This window comes from Chryseobacterium taichungense (assembly GCF_900109935.1).
Taxonomy (GTDB): domain Bacteria; phylum Bacteroidota; class Bacteroidia; order Flavobacteriales; family Weeksellaceae; genus Chryseobacterium; species Chryseobacterium taichungense.
This window is the reverse complement of the sequence record NZ_FOBV01000003.1, coordinates 68,585-93,223: the sequence shown is the minus strand read 5'-3', so window position 1 is coordinate 93,223 and position 24,639 is coordinate 68,585. Positions and strand designations below refer to the sequence as shown.

The window sequence follows — 24,639 nt, the reverse complement described above, 5'->3', positions numbered from 1 at the left end:
ACGAAGTTAATTGACTTTTAAAATTCACCATTCACATTTTATGGATTGCTGATGATCAGTGTTGAAGGAATATCCGATAGCCACAGACTTTTGGTGTCAATCAGATTTTTCCAGCTTTTACTGCTGATCAGCATAAGGTCCTGAGAAGTAAGAAAATCTTTTTCAATCTTCTTCTCATTATATAAAGTGATGTGATTGGGTGCCACCTGCTCGATGCTTCTGATGAGTTCTTTTACCTCAATGTTACTCCTGATCTGTCCGGCCACATCAAGAATAATGATTTGAGAATTGTTATTATTGATCAGCCTTTTGGCATATTCAAGAAGGTAAAAATCACTCAGATTAAAAATGGGAACAAATACTTTATCGGCAGAAGTAAAGTTTTTCTCCACCAGAACACCGACCGGAATATTGGTTTTATCTAAAATCTGCAGGGTAAAATCATCAAAAGGAGAGTTGTTGAATATGTTTCCTTTTCCTTTTACGGTATTCAGAAGTTTCTCGGGATTGATTATTTTGGTGGTAAAACCTAAAAGCCTTCCGAGCAAACTTCCTTCGTACATTGATTTTCCGAGCATGATGAGCAGGAGATCATAATTTCCTTTGTTTGAAATATTCGTAAGGTCACTTTCTATATCTGTTGAGGCTTTGAAAAGAGTTGTGATTTTCAACTGCAGCTCTTGAGAAGTGTCTATTACATTTCTGAACTGTTCGTTTTCATAGTCATTGATGTCGTAGGCGTGCATTTCGTTTACTGGCGCAATATTCATTGCGGTAATGCTTTTATTGGCATTCATCTTTTTGGTAAAGTCGTGGGCCAGCTTCAGTAAGGTGCTTCCTGACTCGGGATTATCAAAAGAAAGCAAAACTCTGTACTGAGCATTATTATGGTTTTTATTTTCTTCCTCTGGTTTTTTAGATTTAAAAATAAAGTTGATGAAATCGAGTGCCGGACCCGTCATGAAAGTAGTGAATAAGGCCATAATTACCATCATGGCAAAGATTTCCGGGCTTAAAACTCCCAGGTCATAGCCAATATTCAAAACGATTAATTCCATTAATCCTCTTGTGTTCATCAATGCCCCGATAGTCAGACTTTCTTTCCAGTTGATGCCTAAAAATTTAGCGGTCAATGCGCTTCCTGCAAACTTTCCTACCACAGCAGTAAGGATAATAAACCCTGCCGTGATCCAGAGATGTTCATCATTTAGCAGACCTATCTGTGTACGAAGACCGGTAAATACGAAGAATAACGGAAGCAGAAGTACCAGCGCAACATCTTCTACCTTATCAATAAACAGGGTCCGGAATTTTGCATTTTCGGGCATAATCGCTCCAGCCATAAACGCTCCGAAAAGTGCATGAATACCGATCACTTCTGTAGTATAAGCTGAGAGTATTAACGTTAAAAAAAAGATAGCCACCATAGGTTTATTGATGGTGTTTTTTCCCGCCTGAAGATCTCCGATTCTTTTTAAAAATGGCCTTACAATCTTTATCATGAAAAATACATAGCCTATTGCCATTAGGATCACATAAATCGAACTGGCAAAAGATCCTGCTTTTACGATGGCAATTACGGCTGCCAGGATACACCACGCTGTAATATCATCGGCTGCAGCACAGGTAATAACAACGGTACCAAGTTTCGTTTTCTGAAGATTTCTTTCCTGAACGATTCTTGCCAGTACAGGAAATGCCGTAATGCTCATCGCAATTGCAATGAATAAAGCGAAAGAGGTAAACTGGATACCGTCGGGAGCAAATTCCTTATAAATGAAGTAGGATAAACCTATTCCCAACGCAAAAGGAATGATGATACTGGCGTGACTGATCACTACGGCGTCATGCGCTTTTTTTCTCAATACGCTTAAATCCAGCTCCATTCCTACAATATACATGAAAAGGATAAGTCCGATCTGGCTCAAAAACTGTAAATTTCCTAATGATTCTTTCGGAAAAAGAAATGCTGAAAATTCCGGAAAATACATTCCTAATAATGATGGACCCAATACAATTCCGGCAATCATTTCACCGATTACGGAAGGTTGCTTGATCTTTATACAGATCCATCCAAAGAGTCTTGCAACAAGAATAATCGTCACAATCTGAGCAAGTAATAATGCCAGCGGATGATGTAAATTCGTTTTAAAAGATTCCAAAAAATTATCCCAGGTAGAGCTGTTGTTCGTTTTGATGATAATATTCTCCCCGGCTTCCAGCGTTTGCCCTTCAATGATGAAAATGTATATCAAAAACGAAAAAGCAGCAATGGTAGCGATATAGAAAATAATATTTCTGTATTTGCCAAAGTTCATAATTCCGATATTTTATGCAAAGTTGATAAGAATATCATTATGACAAATAGTATTCTTCTTTAAATGTAATGAAAGCAATAAATAATGCAGCGAAATCTATTTTCCGAACAGGTCAGAAAGTCTCTTTCTATAAGTTTCCCCGATCTGAAGCTTCAGAAAACCGTCAGATTCGGCAGGAATTGTTGTAATAATTTCGTTGGTCGAAAAAACTTTAATGGAAGAAAGAGCAATGATTTCCTTTTTATTGACCTGCGCAAAGTCCTTGTCAGGAAGCATTTCAAGGAGATTCTTGAAATTAAGATTCTTTAAAACGATATTTGTGCCGTCGTTGAGAATAATATCCTTATCTCGGCTGTCTATTTCTGAAGTTTTAATGTAAGCGATCTGATCTGTAAAAATGACGGTTTTTCCGATATTCGTATTCCATTCGATCAATGACTTTTTCTGTGAGTGTTGTACGAGTTCTTTTGCTTTTTCAAACGCCTGGATAAGTCTTTCTTTTTTAATCGGTTTTCTGACATAATCCACTACATTGAGGTCGAATGCTTCAGCAGCATATTCTTTGTAGGCTGTTGTAAAGATGATTTTCTTGGAATCTGAAATCAGTTCGGCTACCTGAAGACCGTTCATTCCCGGCATTTCAATATCAAGAATACAAACATTGCAGTCGATTTTTCCGATTTCTTTTAAAAAGACTTTAGGATCATTGAATGCCTTTATCACTTCTACACCTTCAATTTGTTCGCAAAGAAGTTTCAGATAGCTGATGGCCAGTAATTCATCGTCAAGAATAACGCATTTTATCATAAAAATTTCCGAGATTAATGGTTAATTCTGCTGTAAAAATACCATTTTTTGAACTTTTTTGAAGAGAATAATAATTGTTATAAATCATTTTCAGGCGTTGATCCAGAGACTGGCTTCCGAAACCACTTTTTTCTTTTTCAAGGACATTTTTAAGAGATGCCTTATTGCTTACTTTCATTGAAAAAATACCCTGCTGCAGTTCAAGCTGAATAGAAATAAATGAATCTTCAGCAAGGAAATCGGTATGTTTAAAAGCATTTTCAATCAGATCAACAGAAATGAGAGGAGCAAAAACTTTCTCCTCAAAAACGGGATCGGATTTATCAATTTTAGATTTAATCCTGAAATCAAAAAGAGGATTGACCTTTATTTTATTGATCTCGATAAGACTTAAGGCAAAATTTAATTCTTCTTTAGGACTTACGAATTTGTTATTGCTTTCGTATAAAATATAGTCTAAAACGTTCGCCAGTTTATCCAGTGACATATAAGTCTGGTAAGCATGCGACTGTACCGAATTTAAAATATTTTTGAATAAATGCGGATTAAGTTTCGTACCAATATGCTCCAGCTGAACTTCATTGAGTCGTTGCTCAATCATCTTATTTGCCTCCGAAAGTCTGGTATTTCTGATTTTAACATTCCGGTTCTGGCTGAACAGATAGATACTTACCGTCAGAAAAAAAAATATGGCAAAAACCCCGATGAATATCAGATAATCATGAATCATGTAGTAATTGCCTTCCATTTTGCCAGAATGTATTATTTCAGCTTTTTCAGAGAGAGCATTGTTGCTTTTTCCTCACATTTTTCAAATGTAATTTCGTAAGCAGGATTTTCTTCAGGATAGGTTAAAAGATAATCCGGACAAGGTTTTTTCTGAGCGTGACTTTTGTCAAAATCAATTTTTCCTTTGGTGATAATACTGTCTTTTAGAAATTTTTCATTGACATTCAATGCAGACATTTCTGCTTTGAACTGGTCGGAATACGTGAAATCTTTCGATAATGTTTCTGCGATGACACGGCTGTTGGGAAGATATCCGCTGCAGCTAGCGCCTTTTTTGTTTAAGATAAAAAATACGATAATAAGTCCGGGAATAAGACCTATCATATAGAATTTGAGTTTTTTCATTAGAAGATTAAAAGATTGATATCATGGTAAGTAAGCCCGAAACGGTCGCAGATGATTTTCTTAGTGTGTCGTCCTTTGTACATATAAAGACTCTGTTTCATTTCGTTTTTGCGAACCAGCATATTTTCAAAGCCGCCTTCCTCATCGTAATGTAAAATATAAGAAAGAAAGAAGTTTGAGATGGCTTTGGTTGTCGTTCTTGGCATTCTTGAAGTTAAATTCGGAAGTCCACAATGGATCACGCCGTGCTTGATGATGTAAGGATCTTCCATCGTGGTAAGCTCAGACGTTTCAATTACCTTTCCGTTGTCAATGGTAATATCGATGATAACACTGCCTTTCTTCATTTTCATGACCATATCTTCGGTCACGATCGGGGTCATATTGAGTCTTGGTAATGCTCCGATTACGACATCGGCTCTTCGTAATGCTTTCCTAAGCTCTTTAGGATCAATAATGGAAGTTGGAACCCTGCTGTCTACCAGCGTATGAAGTCTCCTCAGTTTGGAGAGTGAATTATCGAAAACCCTTACACTCGCTCCAAGGCCAATAGCTGCTTTAGTGGCGAATTCTCCTACGATTCCGGCTCCGAGAATTACAACTTCTGCGGGTCTTACTCCTGTGATTCCTCCCAGCATAAGGCCGTTGGATAAAGCTAATAATTCCGAGGCATAAAGAATGGAAACTGTTCCGGCAATTTCGCCCACAAGCCTTACTAAAGCTAATTGTTTATATTCATCAACAATAAATTCAAAAGCGATGGCATTTACTTTTTTTTCTGCCAGTTTGAGGAAATAATTTTTATCCCGGAGATTGATCTGTAGAGCAGATACAAGATATGTATTGGGACGCATATATTCGATTTCCTCTTCTGTTGGCGGATTAACCTTCAGAATGAGGTCCTGCGAAAATGCTTCTTTCGGATCGTTGGTAATCTTTGCTCCCGACTCAGAGTACTGAAGGTCTGTAAAAAAAGAACCAAGACCTGCCCCGGCCTCTATAATGATTTCATGACCACTTTCTACCAGAACCTGTACAGCATCCGGCGTGATACAAGCTCTTCTTTCGTTCAGAGAGGTTTCTTTCGGAATTCCTATGCTGAACTGTTTTCCTTTTTTGATAACCTCAAGCTTTTCTTCTTTTGGCATCAGTTCCTCTTCGGTAAAAGGAGTAAAAATATTTGTAGTACTCATCCTTTAAATAATTAAATTCTTACAGACTGTTATTTACATTCAAATTTCAGAAACAAAGATACATAATATTTAGTCGAATGAGATTTCTCTATGCTCACCGGTATTGATAATGCTCATTTCGTGAAATTTAAGCCCATGAAGCTCTTCTTCATACACCTCAGGCCACTCAATAATACATAAAAAAGCGTTATCAAGATATTCTTCGATACCGATGTCATATACTTCATCGATATTTTTTAAACGATACAGATCAAAATGAAAAACCTTTCCCTGTGGTGTGCTGTATTCATTTACAATAGAATACGTGGGAGAATTCACCTCATCCGTGCTATTAAGCTTTTTCATAAGAAACTGGGTAAAAGTTGTTTTACCTGCTCCCAGATTTCCTTTTAAAAGGAGGATGTTATGTTTCAATTCGGGAACTATTCTGTCAACAATACCCTGCCAGTCGTCGATACTTTTTATGGTAAACTGCATGCCTTGATTTTAATGCAAAAATAGATAATGTAAGTGATTTAGTAATCACAATTTTAGCAATATTCTTGATAATACTTGTCATTCCAGATGCAGGATTTATTCTTAAAATACCTATTTTTACATCATGATTTCCAAGCAGACCATCGATAAAATATTCTCAACGATCCGTGTAGAAGAGATTGTGGGAGAATATGTGCAGCTGAAAAGGGCAGGGTCTAACTACAAAGGGCTCAGTCCGTTTCATGATGAGAAAACACCGAGCTTTGTGGTTTCTGCCAGTAAGCAGATCTGGAAAGATTTCTCGACAGGAAAGGGAGGAACTGCGATTTCCTTTTTGATGGAAATTGAAAACTTCACTTATCCCGAAGCGCTTCGCCATGCCGCAAAAAAATACGGAATTGAGATTGAGGAAGATCAGCGGGAGTTTTCTGAAGAGGCCAAACAGGCACACACCGAAAGGGATTTGTTGTACAAGATCCATGAAGTGGCCAACAATTATTTCCAGGAAATTCTCTGGGATTCGGATGAAGGCAGATCCATCGGCCTTTCCTATTTCAAAGAAAGAGAGCTGAAGGATGATATCATCAAAAAATTCCAGCTGGGATATTCTCCTGAACAGAAAAATGCGTTTACGGCTTATGCGCTGGAGAAAGGCTACAATAAAGAAATTCTTGAAAGATCCGGCCTTTCCATCTTTCCGGAAAATACACCTTCCGGGGTCGACCGTTTTCGGGAAAGGGTAATTTTCCCGATTCACAGTTTTTCAGGAAGAGTATTAGGTTTCGGAGCAAGGATTCTAAAGAATAATGTCAAAACGGCAAAATATCTCAATTCTCCGGAAACAGAGATTTATCACAAATCCAACGTTCTGTATGGATTGAACCAAAGTAAGCAGGCAATTTCAAGAAAAAATGTCTGTCTTTTGGTGGAAGGATATATGGATGTGATCTCCCTCCATATGTCGGGCATCGAAAATGTTGTCGCAAGTTCTGGAACATCGCTTACTACGGAGCAGATCAAGCTGATCAAAAGGCTTACGGAAAATGTCACCATTCTTTTTGACGGTGATAATGCAGGGATAAAAGCGAGCTTCAGAAGTATTGATATGTTGCTGACGGAAGGAATGAATATCCGGGTTTTACTATTCCCCGATGGTGATGATCCCGATTCATTTGCCAGAAAACATCCGCAGGAGTATGTCGAAAAGTTCATTGAAAACCAGGCTATGGATTTCATCGACTTTAAGGCAGAAATTCTCCTGAAAGAGGTCGAAAATGATCCTATCAAAAAGGCTGAGGCGATCCGGGATATCGTTAAATCGGTATCTTTCGTTCAGAATGCTTTAAAAAGGGAAGTCTACCTTAAAGAAGTTTCGAATAAGTTCGGATTATCAGAACAGAGTCTTTTCAATGAGCTGGACGTTCAGAAGCAAATTACCCAGAATCAGACCCAAAAGACCCAGCCCAAAGCGGAAGCACAACAACCTACAAAACTTCAGATCGTTGATGAGCCGAAAGATTATGTTGATCCTATCATCTTTAACGTCACAAAACTGGAGAATGATCTCATCAATCATATGCTGAATTATGGCGATGTGGTCTTGCAGCGAACAACACCTGACGAACAAAAATATGAAATTACCGTCATTGAGGAAATTCTTCATCATTTTGAAGAAGATGGTTACGAATTTCAGGTCGAGCTCAACAAAAGAATTGTAGACTACATCAAAGAAGGTGTCGAAAAAGAAGAGCTGAGAAAAGGAAATTTCTTTTTCGGATTGATGGATGAAGAGCTCAGCAAAGCGGCCGTTAATTCTATGAATATTTACAGCGAACTGAATGACTGGTCCACCCGGAATATCTTTTCCCCAAATTACGGTGACAAAATCCCTGAGCAGGTGGCAGGAGATATCCTGATCCATAAATTCCGATACGTCAATTACCTGATCCTCCAAACTAAAAAAGAGCTTGCAGACTATGCAGATTCTGATGAAGCCAAATATTTTGAATTAATCAAAAAGATCCAGATGCTTACCCTGGTATCGGTAGAATTATCCAAAATTCTGAACTATTCAGCAATTACGGGGATTTATTCTGACAGATAATGTTTGATTATTTTCTGTTTTAAAGAAAGTCTGTGACAAAAAGTCCTATAATATTTTAGGAATAAAAGTTGTAATTTAAACTTCGTAAAATTTAATAATACATAATAGAAATATGGACATTAAAAAAGAATTCAGAGATTTCTCTGTAAAGCATTTAGGAAACAGCGGTCTGGCTACCGATCAGTATATGGGAATGTATGGTCCTACGAATCTTACACCATACATCATGGAAGAAAGAAGATTGAACGTTGCACAGATGGACGTATTCTCCCGTCTGATGATGGACAGAATCATTTTTTTAGGAACAGGCATCGATGATCAGGTGGCCAATATTGTAACGGCTCAGCTTCTGTTCTTAGAAAGCGCAGACCCTTCAAAAGATATTCAGATCTATATCAATTCACCTGGTGGAAGCGTGTACGCAGGATTAGGGATTTATGATACAATGCAAATCATTAAGCCGGATGTAGCGACTATCTGTACAGGTATTGCCGCATCAATGGGTGCTGTTTTGCTTGTTGCCGGTGAAAAAGGAAAACGTTCTGCGTTGAAACATTCAAGAGTGATGATTCACCAGCCGTCAGGAGGGGCGCAAGGGGTAGCTTCCGATATGGAGATCAACCTGAGAGAGATGTTAAAGCTTAAAAAAGAATTGTACGAAATCATCTCCGAACATTCAGGACAAACGTACGAGTGGGTAGAAAAAGCATCAGACAGAGATTACTGGATGACCTCCGAAGAAGCCAAAGGTTTCGGAATGGTAGACGAAGTTTTACAGAGATCAAAAGACAAGAAATAAATTATTTTCTTAGAGAATTAAACCGCATCAGTTTTGGTGCGGTTTTATTTTATCAGGAATAATTTGATTACATCAAAAAGCAATATTTATTTGTATTTGAAGCTTTTTGACTTCGTCGAATTGTATTTTATATATTTTTTAAGGAGCAATTTGATTACATCGAAAAGCAGTATTTATTTGTATTTGAAGCTTTTTGACTTCGTCGAATTGTATTTTATATATTTTTTTAAGGAGCAATTTCCGGCTTTCCGCACTCGCTATTTTATTTATTTCGGCGCGGCAGCGAAGCTGCCGCGCCGAAATAAATAAAATGAGCTCAAACGATCGCTGCAATCCGGGCTAGGGTGGTCGTCCTTATTACAAATCTAAGTCCAGGTAGACAAAGTTTTGTAATATTAATAAGAAATGAGCTTTAGCTCGTTTAGTGAATCAATAACCCCAGGCTTAAATTAAAATCTCCTGTAAGTTTCGGCTAAAGACTATATGCCGATTCTTATTTGAAGTGTAGGGCTAAAGTCCGATGCTATTTATATTCTAATGCCTATTACCCTATTATAATTTTACTATTTTTTAACATGCTACCTAAGGTGATGCCACTTAGCCTCCTAAGCGTTACCCACTTAGCTGCCTAAGTGGCATCACCTTAGCTTCGTTAGCGCCTTCAGCTTAGAGCGGTATATTTTAACAATTTTTATCACTTGAAGCATCTATAACGGCATCATTTTTACACTTAATAGGACATAACACTTAAATCATAAAAATTATGTCAAAGAAAATTGCAATTTTAGCAACACACGGTTTTGAAGAAAGCGAATTGAAATCTCCAAAAGAACATTTGGAGCAGCAGGGCTGGACGGCACACATCATCAGCCCGGAATCAGGATCCATAAAAGCTTGGGCAGAAAAAGATTGGGGACAGGAATATCCGGTTGATAAAACATTAGACGAAGCCAATGCTTCTGATTATGATGCACTGGTTTTGCCAGGAGGTGTGATCAACCCGGATCAGTTGAGAACAAATGAAAGTGCTTTGTCTTTCGTAAGAGATTTCTTTGAGCAGCAGAAACCAGTAGCAGCCATTTGTCATGGTCCGCAGATCCTGATCAATGCTGAGGTCGTAGAAGGTAGAAATATGACTTCGGTTAATTCCATCAGTAAAGATCTTAAAAATGCTGGAGCCCAGTGGGAAGACAGCGAAGTAGTCGTGGATAACGGACTTGTTACAAGCCGCACGCCGAAAGATCTTCCTGCATTCAACGCTAAAATGGTGGAGGAAATCAAAGAAGGTAAACATGAAGAACAGACTATATAAGTCAAATCTCATTAAGCTTATTAAGGCCCGGATCATTGTCCGGGCCTATTATATTTAAAATACAATTATCATTTCATTTAAGATCAGTTTACAATGAACAGCTAATTTCGCATCCAATAAAAAGTACGCATGAAAAAATTCTTGTTACCCCTGTTTGCCATCGCTGTTCTTACAGCCTGCAACGACAGTGAGGATGTAAATAGTAATGATCAGGATATTAATTATTCAAAGCTGCCTCAGGAATTTCCTTTCACCACATTGGCATCGATGAATGGAGTGAATGTGATCAACGGAGGTTTTGGTTCGGGTGCAACGGCACATCCTACGCGAAAAGGTGAATTCTATGTGATCACCGACCGTGGCCCGAATGTAGCTTATTCTAATGGGATCAAAATTTTGGTTCCCAACTTTACTCCAACGATTATGCATTTCAAAATCAATGCAGACGGAAATATTGAAGTGATTAAATATATCAAGCTTAAAAATCCTTCCGGCCAACCTATCACCGGCCTTCCGAATCCTGCAGGAATGGGTAGTACAGGAGAAACAGCTTATGCTGCGGACGGAAGTATACTGGGAACGGATAACTATGGACTCGATAGTGAAAGTATTGTAGCTGCTGCGGATGGAACTTTTTGGGTTTCCGATGAATATGGTCCTCATATCGTTCACTACAGTGCAGAAGGGGTAGAGTTGGAGAGAATCAGCCCGATCGGGGTAAATACAGGGACAAGAAAGCTGCCAGCCGTTTTTGCGAAAAGACGTCCCAATCGTGGAATGGAGGGAATGTGCATGACACCCGACGGAAAAATGCTGGTAGGCACGATGCAGTCTACGATGTATGTTCCGACTAAAGCTCTGGCTACCAACAAAACGCTCACGAGAATCGTAACCTTTGACCTTGCCACAGGTAAAACTAAACAATTTTTATACAGACAGGATGGCGGCGCTTCAGACTCTGTATGTGAGATCACTCCGATCAGCAATACCGAATTTCTGGTTATTGAAAGAGACGGAAACTTCGGCTCTGCAGGAGGATCGAAGAAGGTTTACAGGATCAATATCGCCAACGCTTCCGATGTATCAGGAACTGACGCGGCTGCTGTGGACGGAATGAAAATCAACGGAAAGGCCCTTGAAGAATGTACCTGGGATGAAATTACAACGGCAGGTTATCAGCCTGTCACCAAAACATTAGCCGTAGATCTTGTCGCCAAAATAGGATATGAACACGATAAATTTGAAGGGATTGTTTACCTTGGAAATAACAAGCTTGCCGTTTTCAATGATGATGATTTCGGGGTTGCCGATGATGGAAATGGGAATCCGAAAACAAAAATTCTTCCTAAAACAGGAAAACAGGATAAAGGAACCATGTATATAGTCGATATTCAGTAATTAGATTTTGTAAAAACGGGGCGGCATCGAAGATGCCGCCCCGTTTGTTTTTTTATATTCTCTAATCCTTTCTTTTCCTTCTAAAGAAAATAGTATAGATCAAAAGTGTTTGTAGTAAAACATTTCCTGTAAATATCAGCAACGACAGATACATTGGAATCGGAGCATAAAACGGCAAAAGTCTGTTATAGAATATCGCCGGAGCACTCACAAAGTACTTTATAAAGACAAAAGGGTATTGTAGGAATTCCGGTTGTATGCTGATTAAAAGCTGGTCATACACAAAAATATATACAATATCAAATAGAAGAATTCCGAAAAATAAAAGAACGAACTTTTTCACTTACTTTTAATTAAAAGCCTCAATAATTTTAGAGAAATCCTCCAGTTTTAAAGCAGCTCCGCCGATTAATCCTCCGTCGATATCGGGCTGTGAGAAAATTTCTTTAGCATTATCAGGCTTTACAGAACCTCCGTAAAGAATAGAAACCTCATCTGCAACTTCTCGTCCGTACTTTGCAGCAATAATGCTTCTGATGTGGGCATGGATTTCCTGTGCCTGCTCAGGAGTTGCCGTTTCACCTGTTCCGATAGCCCAAACCGGCTCGTAAGCGATTACTACTTTTTTGATTTCTTCTGCAGAAAGCGTGAAAAGGGCAACCTCCGTCTGGTTTTTTACCACTTCAAAATGCTGTCCTGCCTTTCTCTGCTCCAATGTTTCACCATTACAGTAAACAGGAATTAAACCTTTATCTAAAGCCAGTTTTACTTTTTTATTGCAGTGAGAATCTGTTTCACCATGGTATTGTCTTCTTTCAGAATGTCCGATCAGGGAACCTGCAGCATCGATAGACTCCAGCATATCGGCAGAAATTTCGCCTGTATAAGCTCCGCTTTCATGCTCGCTCATATCCTGCGCAAAGACCCCGATTTCGTCTTTTTCAAAGATGTCTTTAGCCATCATTAAATACAAAGATGGCGGTGCGATCCACACTTCACAGTTGGTTGTATTGTTATTTTTATAGCTTAGTAACTGAACCATCAACTGTTGCGCGTCAATTACGTTTTTGTTCATTTTCCAGTTTCCTGCAACTATTTTTCTTCTCATAGTTTCTTATTTATTTTTAGAAGTTGAGGTTAGAATTAGAGAAAGCTAATTCTGTTCTCAATTAATTAATATTCCAGATTTTTTTTAAAAGAGTATAGTAAGAATGCTCTTCGTCGGTTACCTTATTGTCAGCTTTGATTAAAGTTTTAGCGAATTGGATAAAGCTCTGACGCTCCTCTTCCGTAGAGTCATCATAAAAGCAGTTAGCATGAAACTCAAAGTGTCCTTTCCATTCTTCGGGCTTCAGCAAAGCGATGGTTTCAAGCTCATTATCAAGATCCATTTTGAAAGGAAATTCATCTGCCAGATATTGCTGAACCAGCATTCCTTCTTCCGGGGCAAATTCTCCGTCTATCGACGATAATATCATTAATAAATGGTATCCGGCGATCGGTTTATTTGATTTCTGCATGAGTAAATATATAATTAAAGTTTAGTGTTTAGATTTAGACAAAGAATTATTTAATGTATTCTTTTGCCGGCTGTTTATCTATGATTTTGCCGTTTTGCAAAACAAGAACAAATGGATTGCTTCTTGCAATGGTTTTAATGGCAGTGCCATCCATCATCATGTTTTTAATAGTTTTAAAAGTATTCGGATCCGTGGAAACGCCATACACAACATTGGCTTTTTGTGATTTTACTTTGGCTTCCACCTGTTTCAGCAATTCCGGGGAAACTTCTTTCGGATGATAAGAGAATACAAGGATGGCTTTCGGCGCATTGATCACTTCTTCAGTCATATCCATTCCGGTAGGATCTTCAATTTTGAATTTTACGATCTCAGATTTATACCCTTCTTTTACCAAAACGGATTCATTTTTCCCTTCTTCAATTTTCCATGGTGATCCTTCAGCCCAATATTTTGTTTCTTTAATATAATCATCCTGGTTTACTTTCAGTATTTCTCCTGTCTTCTGATTTTTAAGAGAATAGAACGTTTTATATTCGGATGGATTTTTATTGATTTTTTCTTTCTCAGCTTTTAAGTCGGTTCCTATTTTATAATCACGGAAGTCAATAACCGGTTCATATAAAATTCCGTAAGTTCCAATACCAATCATTACGACAGAAAATACCGCCAAAAGGATATATCTTACGTTGTTGGATTCTTTTTTTTCACCGTAGCTGTATTCATTTTTTTTCTTAAAATCTTTTCTGTAAAGAATGAAGAGAACAATTAAAGCGAACAGAAGTACAATATCTTTAATAAAGCTTTGCCACGGAGTAAACTTAATCGCATCCCCAAAGCATCCGCAATCCGTCACCACATTGAAATACGCAGAATAGAAAGTCAGAAATCCAAAGAAAACACAAAGTGCAATCAATGCTGAAAGGGTAAATTTAAGCTTAAGTTTTAGCAAAAGCATAAATCCGAGCAAAAGTTCCAGAATTACAACGATTACCGAAAACAACAGGGCAAATTTTTCAAAAAAAGGCATATTGAATACCGCAGGAGAGAAGTATTCTTCCATTTTAAAGGAAAATCCGACCAGATCCACTGCTTTTACAAATCCCGAAAGGATAAAAATAACCGCAACAATAAAACGTAATAAACCTTTGATCATATAATTAGTTTTTGGATTCAACTTTGTTTTCCTGTTCAGAGAATTTGATGAGACAGAAAACGGAATAATTCAGCATATCAAAATAATTGGCATCCAGGCCTTCAGAAACAACCGTTACTCCCTGGTTGTCTTCTATTTGTTTTGTTCTCAATACTTTTTGATAAATCAGATCTGTGATCGACGAAATTCTCATGTCTCTCCAGGCCTCACCGTAATCATGGTTTTTTCGTTCCATCAATTGTCTGGCTTCGGTAGCATATTGATCATAAAGTTTGAGGATCTCTTCGTTATTCTCATTAAAATCATTTGAAAAGCCCTTTTCAAGCTGGATAAGCCCAATGATCGAATAATTGATAATGGCGACAAATTCACCCTCCTCACTTTCATCCACCATTTTTTTATCGGTCATCTGCAGGGTACGGATTCTGTTGATTTTAATATAAATCTGATCGGTAATAGAGCTAGGTCGTAAAACCCTCCATGCCGGTCCGTAATCCTGTAGTTTTTTGCTGAAAAGCTCACGGCACTGACTGATAATTTTCTCAAACTGTACTGATGTTTCTGACATAAATTCTCTTAATCTTTCAAATATACGAATTTTTGTGTGTTGAAGGGTTTTGGAACCGGAGAGTTTGAGAGTATAAGGTAGGAGAGTATATGTGTTTGAGAAGTAGATGTTTTGAATTATAGAATTTTTAAGCAAGAAGAATCTTTTTGTTTTATTTTTGTACCATAAATTTCAGCTTATATTGTCATGTCTCATCATCATTTATCCGGCTTGCAGGTTTCTTCACTTTCGGACACTTTAAACTTCCAAACTTTTAATTCAATCAACTGCAATGGAAGGCTGGTGGATCTCTCGGTGCCGAAGATCATGGGAATTCTCAACCTCACACCAGATTCATTTTCTGACGGTGGAAAATTCAATACTGAGAAATCAGCATTAGAACAAACCCATAAAATGTTGACGGAAGGAGCGGAAATTATAGATATTGGTCCGCAATCGACACGTCCGCATGCTGAATTTCTGAGTGCCGAAGAGGAAATCAATAGAATCGGAAGCATGATCTCTTTAATTAAAAGAGAGTTTCCTGAAGTATTGATTTCCCTGGATACTTTCTACGCTGAAACGGTAAGATTTGGCTTTAATGAAGGAATTGATATCATTAACGATATTTCCGGAGGGCATTATGATGATAAAATGTTTGATACCGCTGCTGAAACAAAGCTTCCTTATATTCTGATGCATGTAAATCCTTCGTACGAAACCATGCACGATAAAATAAAATTCGCTGATATTGTTCTTTCAATTAACCAATATTTTTCTGAAAAAACCAATGAATTATTAAATAAAGGCGTTAAAGATATTATTCTAGATCCTGGTTTCGGTTTTGGTAAAACGGTAGAAGATCAGATGAAGATGATAGATGAAGTAAAATATTTTGGATTTGGTAAATTTCCTTTATTGATCGGAATTTCAAGGAAATCGTTTATATATAAACCATTAGGAAAATCTGCTCTCGACATCAATGAAGAAACCCAGAAACTTCATTTGAAAGTCCTACAGCAAGGCGCAAAAATTCTACGCGTTCATGATGTTGCAGAGGCAAAGAAAACAGTTGATCTGTTTATGAGTAAGAGGGTTTGAGAGTGGGAGTGTTTTAGTGTAGAAGCGTTAATCTATTATTTTAAAAAAAATATTATAGATACCAAAACTCTCTGACTCTTTTTGCATAAGCTAAATTCTATCACACTAAAACCCTCAAACTCTCCCCTCAATTAAGATTCGCAAGCTTGTCCGCAAACTGCTTCGAAAATTCTTTACGGTCTTCTTCCAGCTTTTCCGGGTTATTCGGGAGAATATAGTTGAAAAGTATCTTATCTTCGTTATCAAGGAAAATGATTTCCTTTTCATTCCCATCAATCATCTGGGCGAAAATTTCCCACATCGAAGTGTCTTTTAATTTTAATAATTCGAAAAATTGCTCTGCTTTTATTTCGATTTTTTGCATGTAGATTGTATTGTTTTGATTAAAATATTAAAATCTGTTTAAAATTATAATTTATATCTTAACATTAAGGAATTAAGGTCTTTTAGCTTAAAAAACTTATTAAAATCAATGTATTGATTCCTTAATCAAAATAAAGTTTAACTCACTGAAATTCTTAATGTTGAATTAAGAATAAACAAAGTTTATTTAATTTAGAAAATTAAGGAAAAACTATAAAAAATTTATTTAGTAAAATTTAAATATGCTCCTAAAATTCCAAAAGTTTTAATTTAAACTGGACCGCAAAGTTCTGCTTAAAATTCCGGGTGGTATAATAACCTACCCTGTAAAACAGGCCGAGATTAAAATAAGTGGAAAGGAAATTGTTCCATTCAAGGCCAACTTCCTGATAAAGATGATCCAGCGGTCTGAACCTAAACTGATGATATTCCGGATGCGCCATATTTCCGATAGTTCCTCTCAGCACAAAATCAAAACTTGAGATATTTTGTCCAAAGCTTTTAAAATACAATGGCAGTTTATGCGTAAAATAATACGCCACAAACCGGTCATTATAGTATTTTCCGCCTTTCAGCGTGGCAAATCCGAGAAATGAAGTCAGGTTAAAATTAAAATCCCTTCTCGGGGAGGCCAGTCCGTTCATGGTAAAGTTTTTCCAGATTGGGGCGTCTCCAAAGACCATTCCTCCATAAAGACGGAAGCCGGTGGTTCCCAGCATGGTTTTAAAATTATGGACAATGAGCGCATCAAATCTCGTATAATTAAAATCCCCACCAATTAGTTTATAGCTCTGTTCATAATTGAAATATAATTCAGGATATTTCTGATCGATCAGGGATTTTCCCTGAGGCGTCATGATGTTGGTGGAATTCGGAGAGTATTTTAAAGTAAATAAGGTATTGAAATTGCCAAAAGAAGAGCCTCTTCCACGGAAAGAATAATCAAACATCGCTTCTTCAAGATTTTTTCTGGCTGCAAATACCAACGTCAATCCGTTAGTCACGTCATTTAAATACGAAACAGAGCCACCTCTGTAACGATAATAACGGTCGTTGTTCAAATTATTCCCATAGTTTGCCATTCTCATCTTAAAATTCCAGAGTCTTCTGTAAAATTCTCCGGAAGCAGTCACATCATCATAATAATCAATCCTGAAATAGGAATCTTTTTCCAAGGTCGTTTTAATGTCGAGTCCGATCCTGTATTTCCATTTGTCATCTTTAAAACCATAGGCAAAAGTGTAATCAGGAGAAAAATACGGATTGAAGCTTTCATTCAGTTTAGCTTTCAAACCAACCCTGAAGCCTTCATATAAATTATAATTAACAATTTCATCCACGGCAAAATCCACAACGCCTACTTTTATTTGTCCGTTTAATAACAATCCTCCCAGCACTCTTGCTTTCCGGTCAATATTGTATATTTTTCCAAGACTATCGATGGTTTTATAAGTGTTCCTTTCTCTATCTGTTAAAGGATCTGTTCTATATTGATCCAATGTTCTTCCGTCAATATTTTTTACGGAAAAAGTATACCCTTTAAATTTATTTTTCTCATTTTCTGCAGGCGACTGATAGTCAAAATACCGTGAAGTCAGAAAGGCATAAGTTCCAAAACTCTGTTTCTTATTTTTCTCACGTTTTTCGTCAGGATCTTCTTTGTTATCTTCTTCCATCACCATATTACTCATCTTGAGCTTTACGGTTTCATGGGCGAGGAACCATTTATTATTGAAATAAATCCAGGTGCTGGTAATGATACCGTCGTTTTTATTTTTGCTGAAATTTTCGATTTTCTTGATACCGTACGTTTCAGTGTCAATATAAATCGCACCGTTATATTTTCTCTTTTTATCCGGATTTTTGTAGTTGACTTCCCTGAAACGGATCACAAAATTCTTCCTTCCGTCTATTTCAATAGTATCGGTCAAAAAGAACCTGTACAATCCTCTGTTTTCCCGTTTCAGTTGGGCGGGAAGCTGGTCGCGGTTACTTTGCTGAAGCGCGATCAGTTCATAGATCGGCTGCTTCAGCCCGGAAATTCTGTTGTCGAGAATGTTGATTTTTTCACCATATTTTTTTGAATATAAAAATTCCTGAGCCCTTTCCCATAAGAATAATTTACTTTTTGAAAATATCTTTCTGGCAGATACATTGTTCAGGGAATCTTTCTCTCTTTTTTTTCTGAATAAATCGGCATTTTCGAAGAACTGTCTATATTGCGAAATGCTGTCTTCATCAATATCCAGGGAGATTTTTTCGTACGATTTATAGGAATAAGAATCTAGTGTTTTCGGAGAATTTTCACTGAACTTTTGATTGACCTTTTTCAGAATTTCAAGTGCTCTGGGATCACTTTTATCCTCGATGACAACAGCTTCAATAGAAGTAACTTTTGATTGTGAAAAACCAAAAATACCCATACAGAAACATATAATCAATACAACCCCTTTCATAGAAAACAGGTCAAAATTAATAATATTTATTCTCCTGTAAAAGTTTTTATCCATTGATATTCACTGCCTATTTCATAAGAGTTATCAATCACAAAAAATCCCGGGATTTCCGGGATCTGGTATTTCATTTTTTTTAAATAAACTTGTTTAAACTAATTTCAGGATTAACTGCAAAAGTTTAAACAGACTTAATATTAAATTTTTAATGTTGTGCGATTTAGTTTAAAAGATTAAACTTGATCTTAATTCCCATATTTTCCTTAAACTCTGAGGTCTGATAATAGCCGAGTCTGTAGGAAAAGCCTACACCGAATCCGGTTCCTAAAAATCTGTTCCACATCACACCGGCTTCCTGGTAATAGTGATCCAGCGGACGGAATTGGAACTGATGATCTCCTGCATTTTTAAAATCACCGATGGCCGACTGATATTCCAATTCGATATCTGAATATCTTTTACCCAACGTTTTAAATCGGAAAGGAAGGCTTTGTGAAATTTTAAACCCGGCAAATTTATCCGCAAAGAAAGTCCCCGAAGGCATGGTAGCAAATCCGAAATTGGAAGGGGTGCTTATATTGGAATACCAGTGATCGATATTCGCATCATTCTGTCCTGCGATTTCAAAGTTTTTCCAGATAGGAGCCGTTCCCGAAGAAATTCCACCGAAAAGTTTGATGTTGGTATATCCCAGTTTTGATCTGAACTGATGGATAATCAATGCGTCAAGTCTGTTGTAATCCAAATCTCCGCCTAAGGTTTTAAAGCCTTTTTCATAATTTAAAAATACTTGCGGGTAGCCTTTTTCATACGTGTATTTCCCAGAAGGGGTCATAATATTCTTGTCATTTGGGGCAAATTTCAAAGATAAAACAGCGTTTGTATTGTCAAAACTGTTTCCCATATTTTTATACTGGTAATCAAAAAGAGCATTCTGTTTCTCTTTGTTCACCGCAATTTTCATGCTTAATGAGTTGGAAATATCATACAGGAAAGAAGCTCCATATCTCTGATTTCTGTAGAATGTCGAATTATGGAGGTCAAGATTTAAATCAGATATTTTCATCATCATATCCCACATCTGGTTGCTGAATCTTCCGGCAGCAAATACATCATCTACATATTCAACCCGGAAGACGGAGGTCCTTTTATCAGAAAGTTTTACATCCAGACCAAGCCCGTATTTCCAGCGGTGATCTTTAAACCCGTATCTAAAATATCCGTCAGGAGAAAATGTTTTGCTGAATTTTTCATTGAGCTTTATCCCTGCTCCCAGGCGGAATCCCTGGTATTTATCATAGCTGATGAATTTGGTCAGGTCAAAATCGATCATTTTATAGCGGAGATTTCCTCTTAAAAGCTGTGTCAAAGTATTGAGTTTTTTCTCAAAATCATGTTTTTGCACAAAGCTGTCGATCTTGGTATAAGTATTACTTTCCCTGGTGGTCAAACTATCAGTTCTGTATTGCTGCAGCAGACTTCCGTCGGAGTTTTTCATTTCAAGGGAATAGCCCTTAAAATCGGAAGCTTTCTGCGGTTGGTCGATTTCAAAATCAAAGAATCTGTTTTTGACGTACAGGTAATTTCCGAATTTCTTTTTGTTGTATTTCGTTTTTTCACCTGCTTTTACACTGTCTTTCTTTGAAGTGTCAAAGCTGGTATCACCCATTTTGAGTTTGATATCTTCGTAATCCAGGAACCATTTATTATTGATCGGCTTCCATACAGAGACGATATTTCCTTCGTTGATTTTTTTGCTGATGCTTTCAAATTTTTTCAGGGCATAGCTGTCGGCGTCTACATAGATTTTCCCGTTGAATTTCCGTGGGTTCTGCTTCTTTTTGTCGGTGATCTCTTTAAACTTGATGACGTATGTTTTTCTTCCGTCAAGCTGTATCGTGTCAGTAAGGTAATAGTTAAACAGCTTTCTGTTTTCCGGTCTCAGCTGTCTCGGAGTTCTGTCAAGATTCGAAATGTTAATCGCTAGCGCTTCATAGATTGGATTTTTAAAACCTGACATTCGGTTATCAATGATATTGGTTTTTTCACCAAATTTTTTGGAATATTTGTATTCAGCAGCTTTTTCCCAAAGGAACATCTGCCCCTCCGATGAAGCTTCCACAAAATCTTCTGCAATCAGGGAATCTTTTTTCTCGCTTTCTTTTTGTTTAAAATCCTTATGGTCAACCTTTGAAAGAGAGTCTTTTCTTACGGTTAAAAAGTTTTTATAAATATCGATGGAATCCTTGTCGAGGTCGATGGAAAATTTAGAATACGACTTGAAATTATAGGAATCTAAGGATTTAGGAGAATTTTCTTTGGCCCTTTTATTAAGCTCATCAAGAATTTTCAGTGCTCTCGGATCACTTTTGTCATTGATCACTACACGGTCAATATTTCCTCTCTTTTCAGACAAAGGCTGCATGGCAACCTCCATATTTTTCTTTACATCGGCCGTCACATCTTCAAAATTGCTGGCCAGGATTTCAACTTTTTTACATTTCGTTTTAAAGGACAACGCTCCATTGAGATCCGTTTTTCCCAACAGTGCATCATCACAATATACGGCTGCATTATAGATCGGTTGCTTGTCGGCTTTATTGAAAACCTTCAACTGAGTCTGTCCGAAAACCAGTGCTGTAAAGAATAAAAACAGCGGCGATAAAAATTTTGTCATTAGTCTTTTTTAATAGTTAGACAAAACTATTGATAAGAAAGTTACAAAACGACTGAAGAAAATATAATCTTTTGTTAAAAATTAAATCAGCTGTGTCCAATTTACGACCTCCTTCATTTCGATACAAAATTATTTGAAGAATAATAATCGCGACACTTATCGCCCAGCGTAATGCTCTGGATGTTGTTATAGACAAGCAGGCCGAAGGTGTTTCTGATCGGGATTGGCTTTAGCCAAAATGATTTTAAGTTTGGCTAAAGCCAATTGCATTATTTAATCTGGTAAATGGGCTAAAGCCCATTTCTATTGATAACAAAAGTTCAGTAAAAATAAAAGCAACTGCCACGACGACAGTTGCTTTTTTTACCTTATATTTTTATTAAAGTTTAAAGATTCAAAGCTTTCTGATAAGCATTTTCCAATCCATCAAGATTTTTTCCTCCTGCTGTGGCAAAGCCCGGATTTCCGCCGCCGCCGCCCTGGATTTCTTTTGCCAAATCTTTAATCAATGCTCCCGCCTGATAAATTCCAGCTAAATCATCAGAAACGCCAACGGTAATCATTGGTTTTCCGTCTGCGTCGGACAGAATAACCGTAATGGAAGTCGGGATTTCTTTCTTTAATTGGAAAACGATATCTTTTACCGAACCGGCATCCAAAGAAGTTCTTTTTACCAGAACTAATTTATCGCCTTTTTGTTCGTAAGCTCCTTTCCAGTTACTGATTTCTCCTTTTGCCTTTTCTTTTTTCAAAGCATCAACTTCAGACTTTAAGACAGCATTTTCTTCGATTAATTTCTCGATAGAACGTACGACATCTTTAGATTTTAGCAATTGAGAAAGCTCGGCAATCTGCTTTTCAAGATTTTTGAAATATTCTTCAGCTTTATCTCCCGAAATGGCTTCAATTCTCCTGATTCCCGCTGCGGCAGAACTCTCGGAAACGATCTTGAAATGACCGATTTCACTGGTGTTTTTTACGTGTGTTCCTCCGCAAAGTTCCATCGAAGTTCCGAACTGGATCATCCTTACACTGTCACCATACTTCTCACCAAACAAAGCCATTGCCCCTCTGTCCAGCGCTTCCTGAATCGGGATATTTCTGAATTCCTGTAAGGCAATGCTTTCCTTGATCTTGGCATTTACTTTATCTTCTACTAATGTCAGTTCTTCCTCAGTCATTTTATTGAAATGGGAGAAGTCAAAACGAAGATAGTCAGGACCAACAAATGAGCCTTTCTGTTCTACGTGAGTTCCCAGAACTTCTCTCAGCGCTTCATGTAACAGGTGAGTAACGGAGTGATTAGCCTGTGAATTTCTTCTTTCTGCCATATTCACTTTAGCATAAAAAACTGCACCTGCATCTTTCGGAAGACCATTGATTAAAGAAATGATCAGTCCGTTTTCTTTTTTTGTCTCGAGAACTTCGAAGCTTTCCATTGCATTTTCAAGGATTCCTTTATCTCCCACCTGGCCACCGCCTTCAGGATAGAAAGGAGATTCGCTTAACACCACCTGGTAAAATTCTCCGTCTTTATTTTCTACTTTTCGGTATCTCGTAATGTAGGTTTCAGATTCAAACTTATCATAACCTACGAAGTTTTCGGACTTTTCTTCTAAAGTTACCCAGTCATATACCTTTTGTGCTGAATCTGCTTTTGAACGTTGTTTCTGTGCATTTAATGCCTGCTCAAATCCTTTTTCATCGATCGTTAACCCTTTTTCTTCGGCAATAATTCTCGTTAAATCATCCGGGAAACCATACGTGTCATATAATTCAAAAACTTCTTCAGTCGGCAATACTTTAGCGTTGCTGGCAATCGTCTGCTGAATCAATTTTTCAACCCTGATCAATCCGTTTTCTATGGTTCTTAAGAATGATTCTTCTTCACTTTTAATCACTTCTGAAACAAGTTTTCCTTGTTTTTCTAGCTCAGGGAAGAATGCTCCCATCTGCTCCTGCAAAACTGCAACTAATTTATAAAGGAATGGTTCTTTCATCCCTAAGAATCGGTAAGAATAGGAAATTCCTCTTCTTAAAATTCTTCTGATCACATAACCCGCACCTCCGTTGGAAGGTAGCTGTCCGTCAGCAATTGCAAAAGAAACGGCTCTGATATGGTCTACCACTACACGAATGGCAATGTCTTTTTCGTTTTCTAAAACTCCCGTATATTTTTTTCCGGAAAGTTCTTCTACTTTAGCAATCAGTGGAGTGAAAACGTCGGTGTCGTAATTGGAAGATTTTCCCTGAAGGGCCATACAAAGACGCTCAAAGCCCATTCCGGTATCCACGTGCTGGGCAGGAAGTTTTTCTAAGGTTCTGTCGGCTTTTCTGTTGAATTCCATGAAAACCAGGTTCCATACTTCCACCACCTGAGGATGATCGTTGTTTACCAATTCAAGCCCTGAAACTTTTGCTTTTTCTTCTGGTGTTCTCAAGTCTACATGGATCTCTGAACACGGTCCGCACGGTCCGCTTTCACCCATTTCCCAGAAGTTGTCTTTTTTGTTTCCGTTGATGATTCTGTCTTCGGAAATATGAGATTTCCAGAAATCATAAGCATCCTGATCTCTTTCAAGATTTTCGGAAGCATCTCCTTCAAAAATCGTTACATATAAGTTTTCTTTAGGAATTCCATAGACTTCCGTCAGCAATTCCCAGGCAAAAGCAATAGCATCTTTTTTAAAATAATCTCCGAAAGACCAGTTTCCCAACATTTCAAACATGGTGTGGTGATAGGTATCGCGGCCTACATCATCCAGATCATTATGTTTTCCGGATACTCTCAGACACTTTTGCGTATCGGCAATTCTCGGAGCGGTAGGTGTTTTATAGCCAAGGAAAAAATCCTTAAACTGTGTCATTCCTGAGTTGGAAAACATTAAGGTAGGATCATCTTTCAGTACGATAGGTGCTGAAGGAACGATGAGGTGCCCTTTGCTTTTAAAATAATCTAAAAATTTTTGACGGATCTCTTGTGATGTCATAATTTATATTGCTTTGCTTTTTACAATTTTGATAAGATGCAAATTTAATCTTTTTGCTGCAATAGGAAAATATACTTTTACGTTTTAAGCTGTTTGCAAAATTATGTTTTGAAGGTTATGGTGGATGCAGGCCAAATGTACATTGAAGTTTTTTCATGAAAATTTCATAAGTGAGATTTTTTTGGACTTTATCTTTTAACTTTTTATATTTAAATAAAATATCAAGATTGTGATAAGTGTTTTACAGTGAATGATGTTTGAGAATCTGAATATTTTTTCAGGAAAACCGT

At 37.4% G+C, this 24,639-nt stretch carries 20 protein-coding genes; 5 read left to right on the top strand and 15 right to left on the bottom strand.

Translation table 11 applies throughout. The features are described 5' to 3' along the window. Positions 1-38: 38 nt before the first annotated feature. The 6 genes from BMW64_RS07215 to tsaE form a co-directional block, all read right to left on the bottom strand. The gene (locus BMW64_RS07215; RefSeq protein WP_089999363.1) at positions 39-2,318 is read right to left on the bottom strand and encodes a cation:proton antiporter; all 2,280 of its coding nucleotides are present in this window, start codon (positions 2,316-2,318) and stop codon (positions 39-41) included. A gap of 96 nt (positions 2,319-2,414) precedes the next feature. Further along, complete coding sequence (locus tag BMW64_RS07210; RefSeq protein WP_089999362.1) at positions 2,415-3,125, bottom strand: LytR/AlgR family response regulator transcription factor; 711 nt, start codon at positions 3,123-3,125, stop codon at positions 2,415-2,417. Further along, positions 3,103-3,873, bottom strand: a complete 771-nt coding sequence (locus BMW64_RS07205; protein ID WP_089999361.1) for a histidine kinase — start codon at positions 3,871-3,873, stop codon at positions 3,103-3,105. Before BMW64_RS07205 ends, BMW64_RS07210 begins: the two co-directional genes overlap by 23 nt. A gap of 14 nt (positions 3,874-3,887) precedes the next feature. After that, positions 3,888-4,259 carry a hypothetical protein gene (locus BMW64_RS07200; protein WP_089999360.1) on the bottom strand — a complete coding sequence of 124 codons (372 nt, stop codon included), beginning with the start codon at positions 4,257-4,259 and terminating at the stop codon, positions 3,888-3,890. Further along, positions 4,259-5,452 (bottom strand): alanine dehydrogenase, encoded by a 1,194-nt coding sequence (locus BMW64_RS07195; protein ID WP_089999359.1) that lies wholly within the window; start codon positions 5,450-5,452, stop codon positions 4,259-4,261. The genes BMW64_RS07200 and BMW64_RS07195 overlap by 1 nt, the downstream gene beginning before the upstream one ends. Before the next feature lie 69 nt (positions 5,453-5,521). Next, positions 5,522-5,929, bottom strand: a complete 408-nt coding sequence (gene tsaE / locus BMW64_RS07190; protein ID WP_089999358.1) for a tRNA (adenosine(37)-N6)-threonylcarbamoyltransferase complex ATPase subunit type 1 TsaE — start codon at positions 5,927-5,929, stop codon at positions 5,522-5,524. 124 nt (positions 5,930-6,053) lie between these two features. Here tsaE and dnaG point away from each other — a divergent pair, with 124 nt between their 5' ends. The 4 genes from dnaG to BMW64_RS07170 all read left to right on the top strand — a co-directional run bounded on the left by dnaG (position 6,054) and on the right by BMW64_RS07170 (position 11,542). After that, entirely contained in the window at positions 6,054-8,033 is a 1,980-nt protein-coding gene (dnaG, locus tag BMW64_RS07185; protein ID WP_089999357.1) for a DNA primase, read from the top strand. Positions 8,034-8,145: 112 nt separating this feature from the next. Then, positions 8,146-8,832, top strand: a complete 687-nt coding sequence (gene clpP, locus BMW64_RS07180) for an ATP-dependent Clp endopeptidase proteolytic subunit ClpP (RefSeq protein ID WP_089999356.1) — start codon at positions 8,146-8,148, stop codon at positions 8,830-8,832. Between the two features lie 763 nt (positions 8,833-9,595). Next, a complete protein-coding gene (locus BMW64_RS07175; RefSeq protein ID WP_089999355.1) occupies positions 9,596-10,144 on the top strand; it encodes a type 1 glutamine amidotransferase domain-containing protein in 549 nt (182 codons plus the stop codon). Positions 10,145-10,273: 129 nt separating this feature from the next. Beyond that, entirely contained in the window at positions 10,274-11,542 is a 1,269-nt protein-coding gene (locus BMW64_RS07170) for an esterase-like activity of phytase family protein (RefSeq protein ID WP_089999354.1), read from the top strand. Between the two features lie 61 nt (positions 11,543-11,603). Here BMW64_RS07170 and BMW64_RS20430 read toward each other — a convergent pair whose 3' ends face one another. From BMW64_RS20430 to BMW64_RS07150, 5 genes are all read right to left on the bottom strand, one after another. Then, complete coding sequence (locus tag BMW64_RS20430; RefSeq protein WP_143052656.1) at positions 11,604-11,885, bottom strand: hypothetical protein; 282 nt, start codon at positions 11,883-11,885, stop codon at positions 11,604-11,606. A 6-nt stretch (positions 11,886-11,891) separates the two neighbouring features. Next, positions 11,892-12,650 carry a triose-phosphate isomerase gene (tpiA, locus tag BMW64_RS07165; protein ID WP_089999353.1) on the bottom strand — a complete coding sequence of 253 codons (759 nt, stop codon included), beginning with the start codon at positions 12,648-12,650 and terminating at the stop codon, positions 11,892-11,894. A gap of 61 nt (positions 12,651-12,711) precedes the next feature. Next, on the bottom strand, positions 12,712-13,062 hold the full coding sequence (locus tag BMW64_RS07160; protein WP_089999352.1) for a tellurite resistance TerB family protein: 351 nt from the start codon (positions 13,060-13,062) through the stop codon (positions 12,712-12,714). Between the two features lie 46 nt (positions 13,063-13,108). Beyond that, complete coding sequence (locus tag BMW64_RS07155) at positions 13,109-14,218, bottom strand: BT_3928 family protein (protein ID WP_089999696.1); 1,110 nt, start codon at positions 14,216-14,218, stop codon at positions 13,109-13,111. A 4-nt stretch (positions 14,219-14,222) separates the two neighbouring features. Continuing rightward, positions 14,223-14,786, bottom strand: coding sequence for a DUF1599 domain-containing protein (locus BMW64_RS07150; RefSeq protein WP_089999351.1), 564 nt, complete (start codon positions 14,784-14,786; stop codon positions 14,223-14,225). Positions 14,787-15,092: 306 nt separating this feature from the next. Here BMW64_RS07150 and folP point away from each other — a divergent pair, with 306 nt between their 5' ends. Next, the gene (gene folP, locus BMW64_RS07145) at positions 15,093-15,866 is read left to right on the top strand and encodes a dihydropteroate synthase (RefSeq protein ID WP_228400896.1); all 774 of its coding nucleotides are present in this window, start codon (positions 15,093-15,095) and stop codon (positions 15,864-15,866) included. 127 nt (positions 15,867-15,993) lie between these two features. Here folP and BMW64_RS07140 read toward each other — a convergent pair whose 3' ends face one another. The 4 genes from BMW64_RS07140 to alaS all read right to left on the bottom strand — a co-directional run bounded on the left by BMW64_RS07140 (position 15,994) and on the right by alaS (position 24,349). After that, positions 15,994-16,230 (bottom strand): hypothetical protein, encoded by a 237-nt coding sequence (locus tag BMW64_RS07140; RefSeq protein ID WP_089999349.1) that lies wholly within the window; start codon positions 16,228-16,230, stop codon positions 15,994-15,996. A 247-nt stretch (positions 16,231-16,477) separates the two neighbouring features. Further along, positions 16,478-18,652: a hypothetical protein gene (locus BMW64_RS07135; protein WP_228400870.1), complete on the bottom strand. Its 2,175-nt coding sequence runs from the start codon at positions 18,650-18,652 to the stop codon at positions 16,478-16,480. 250 nt (positions 18,653-18,902) lie between these two features. Then, complete coding sequence (locus BMW64_RS07130) at positions 18,903-21,359, bottom strand: DUF5686 family protein (RefSeq protein WP_089999347.1); 2,457 nt, start codon at positions 21,357-21,359, stop codon at positions 18,903-18,905. Between the two features lie 386 nt (positions 21,360-21,745). Further along, complete coding sequence (gene alaS / locus BMW64_RS07125; protein WP_089999346.1) at positions 21,746-24,349, bottom strand: alanine--tRNA ligase; 2,604 nt, start codon at positions 24,347-24,349, stop codon at positions 21,746-21,748. Positions 24,350-24,639 lie beyond the last annotated feature (290 nt).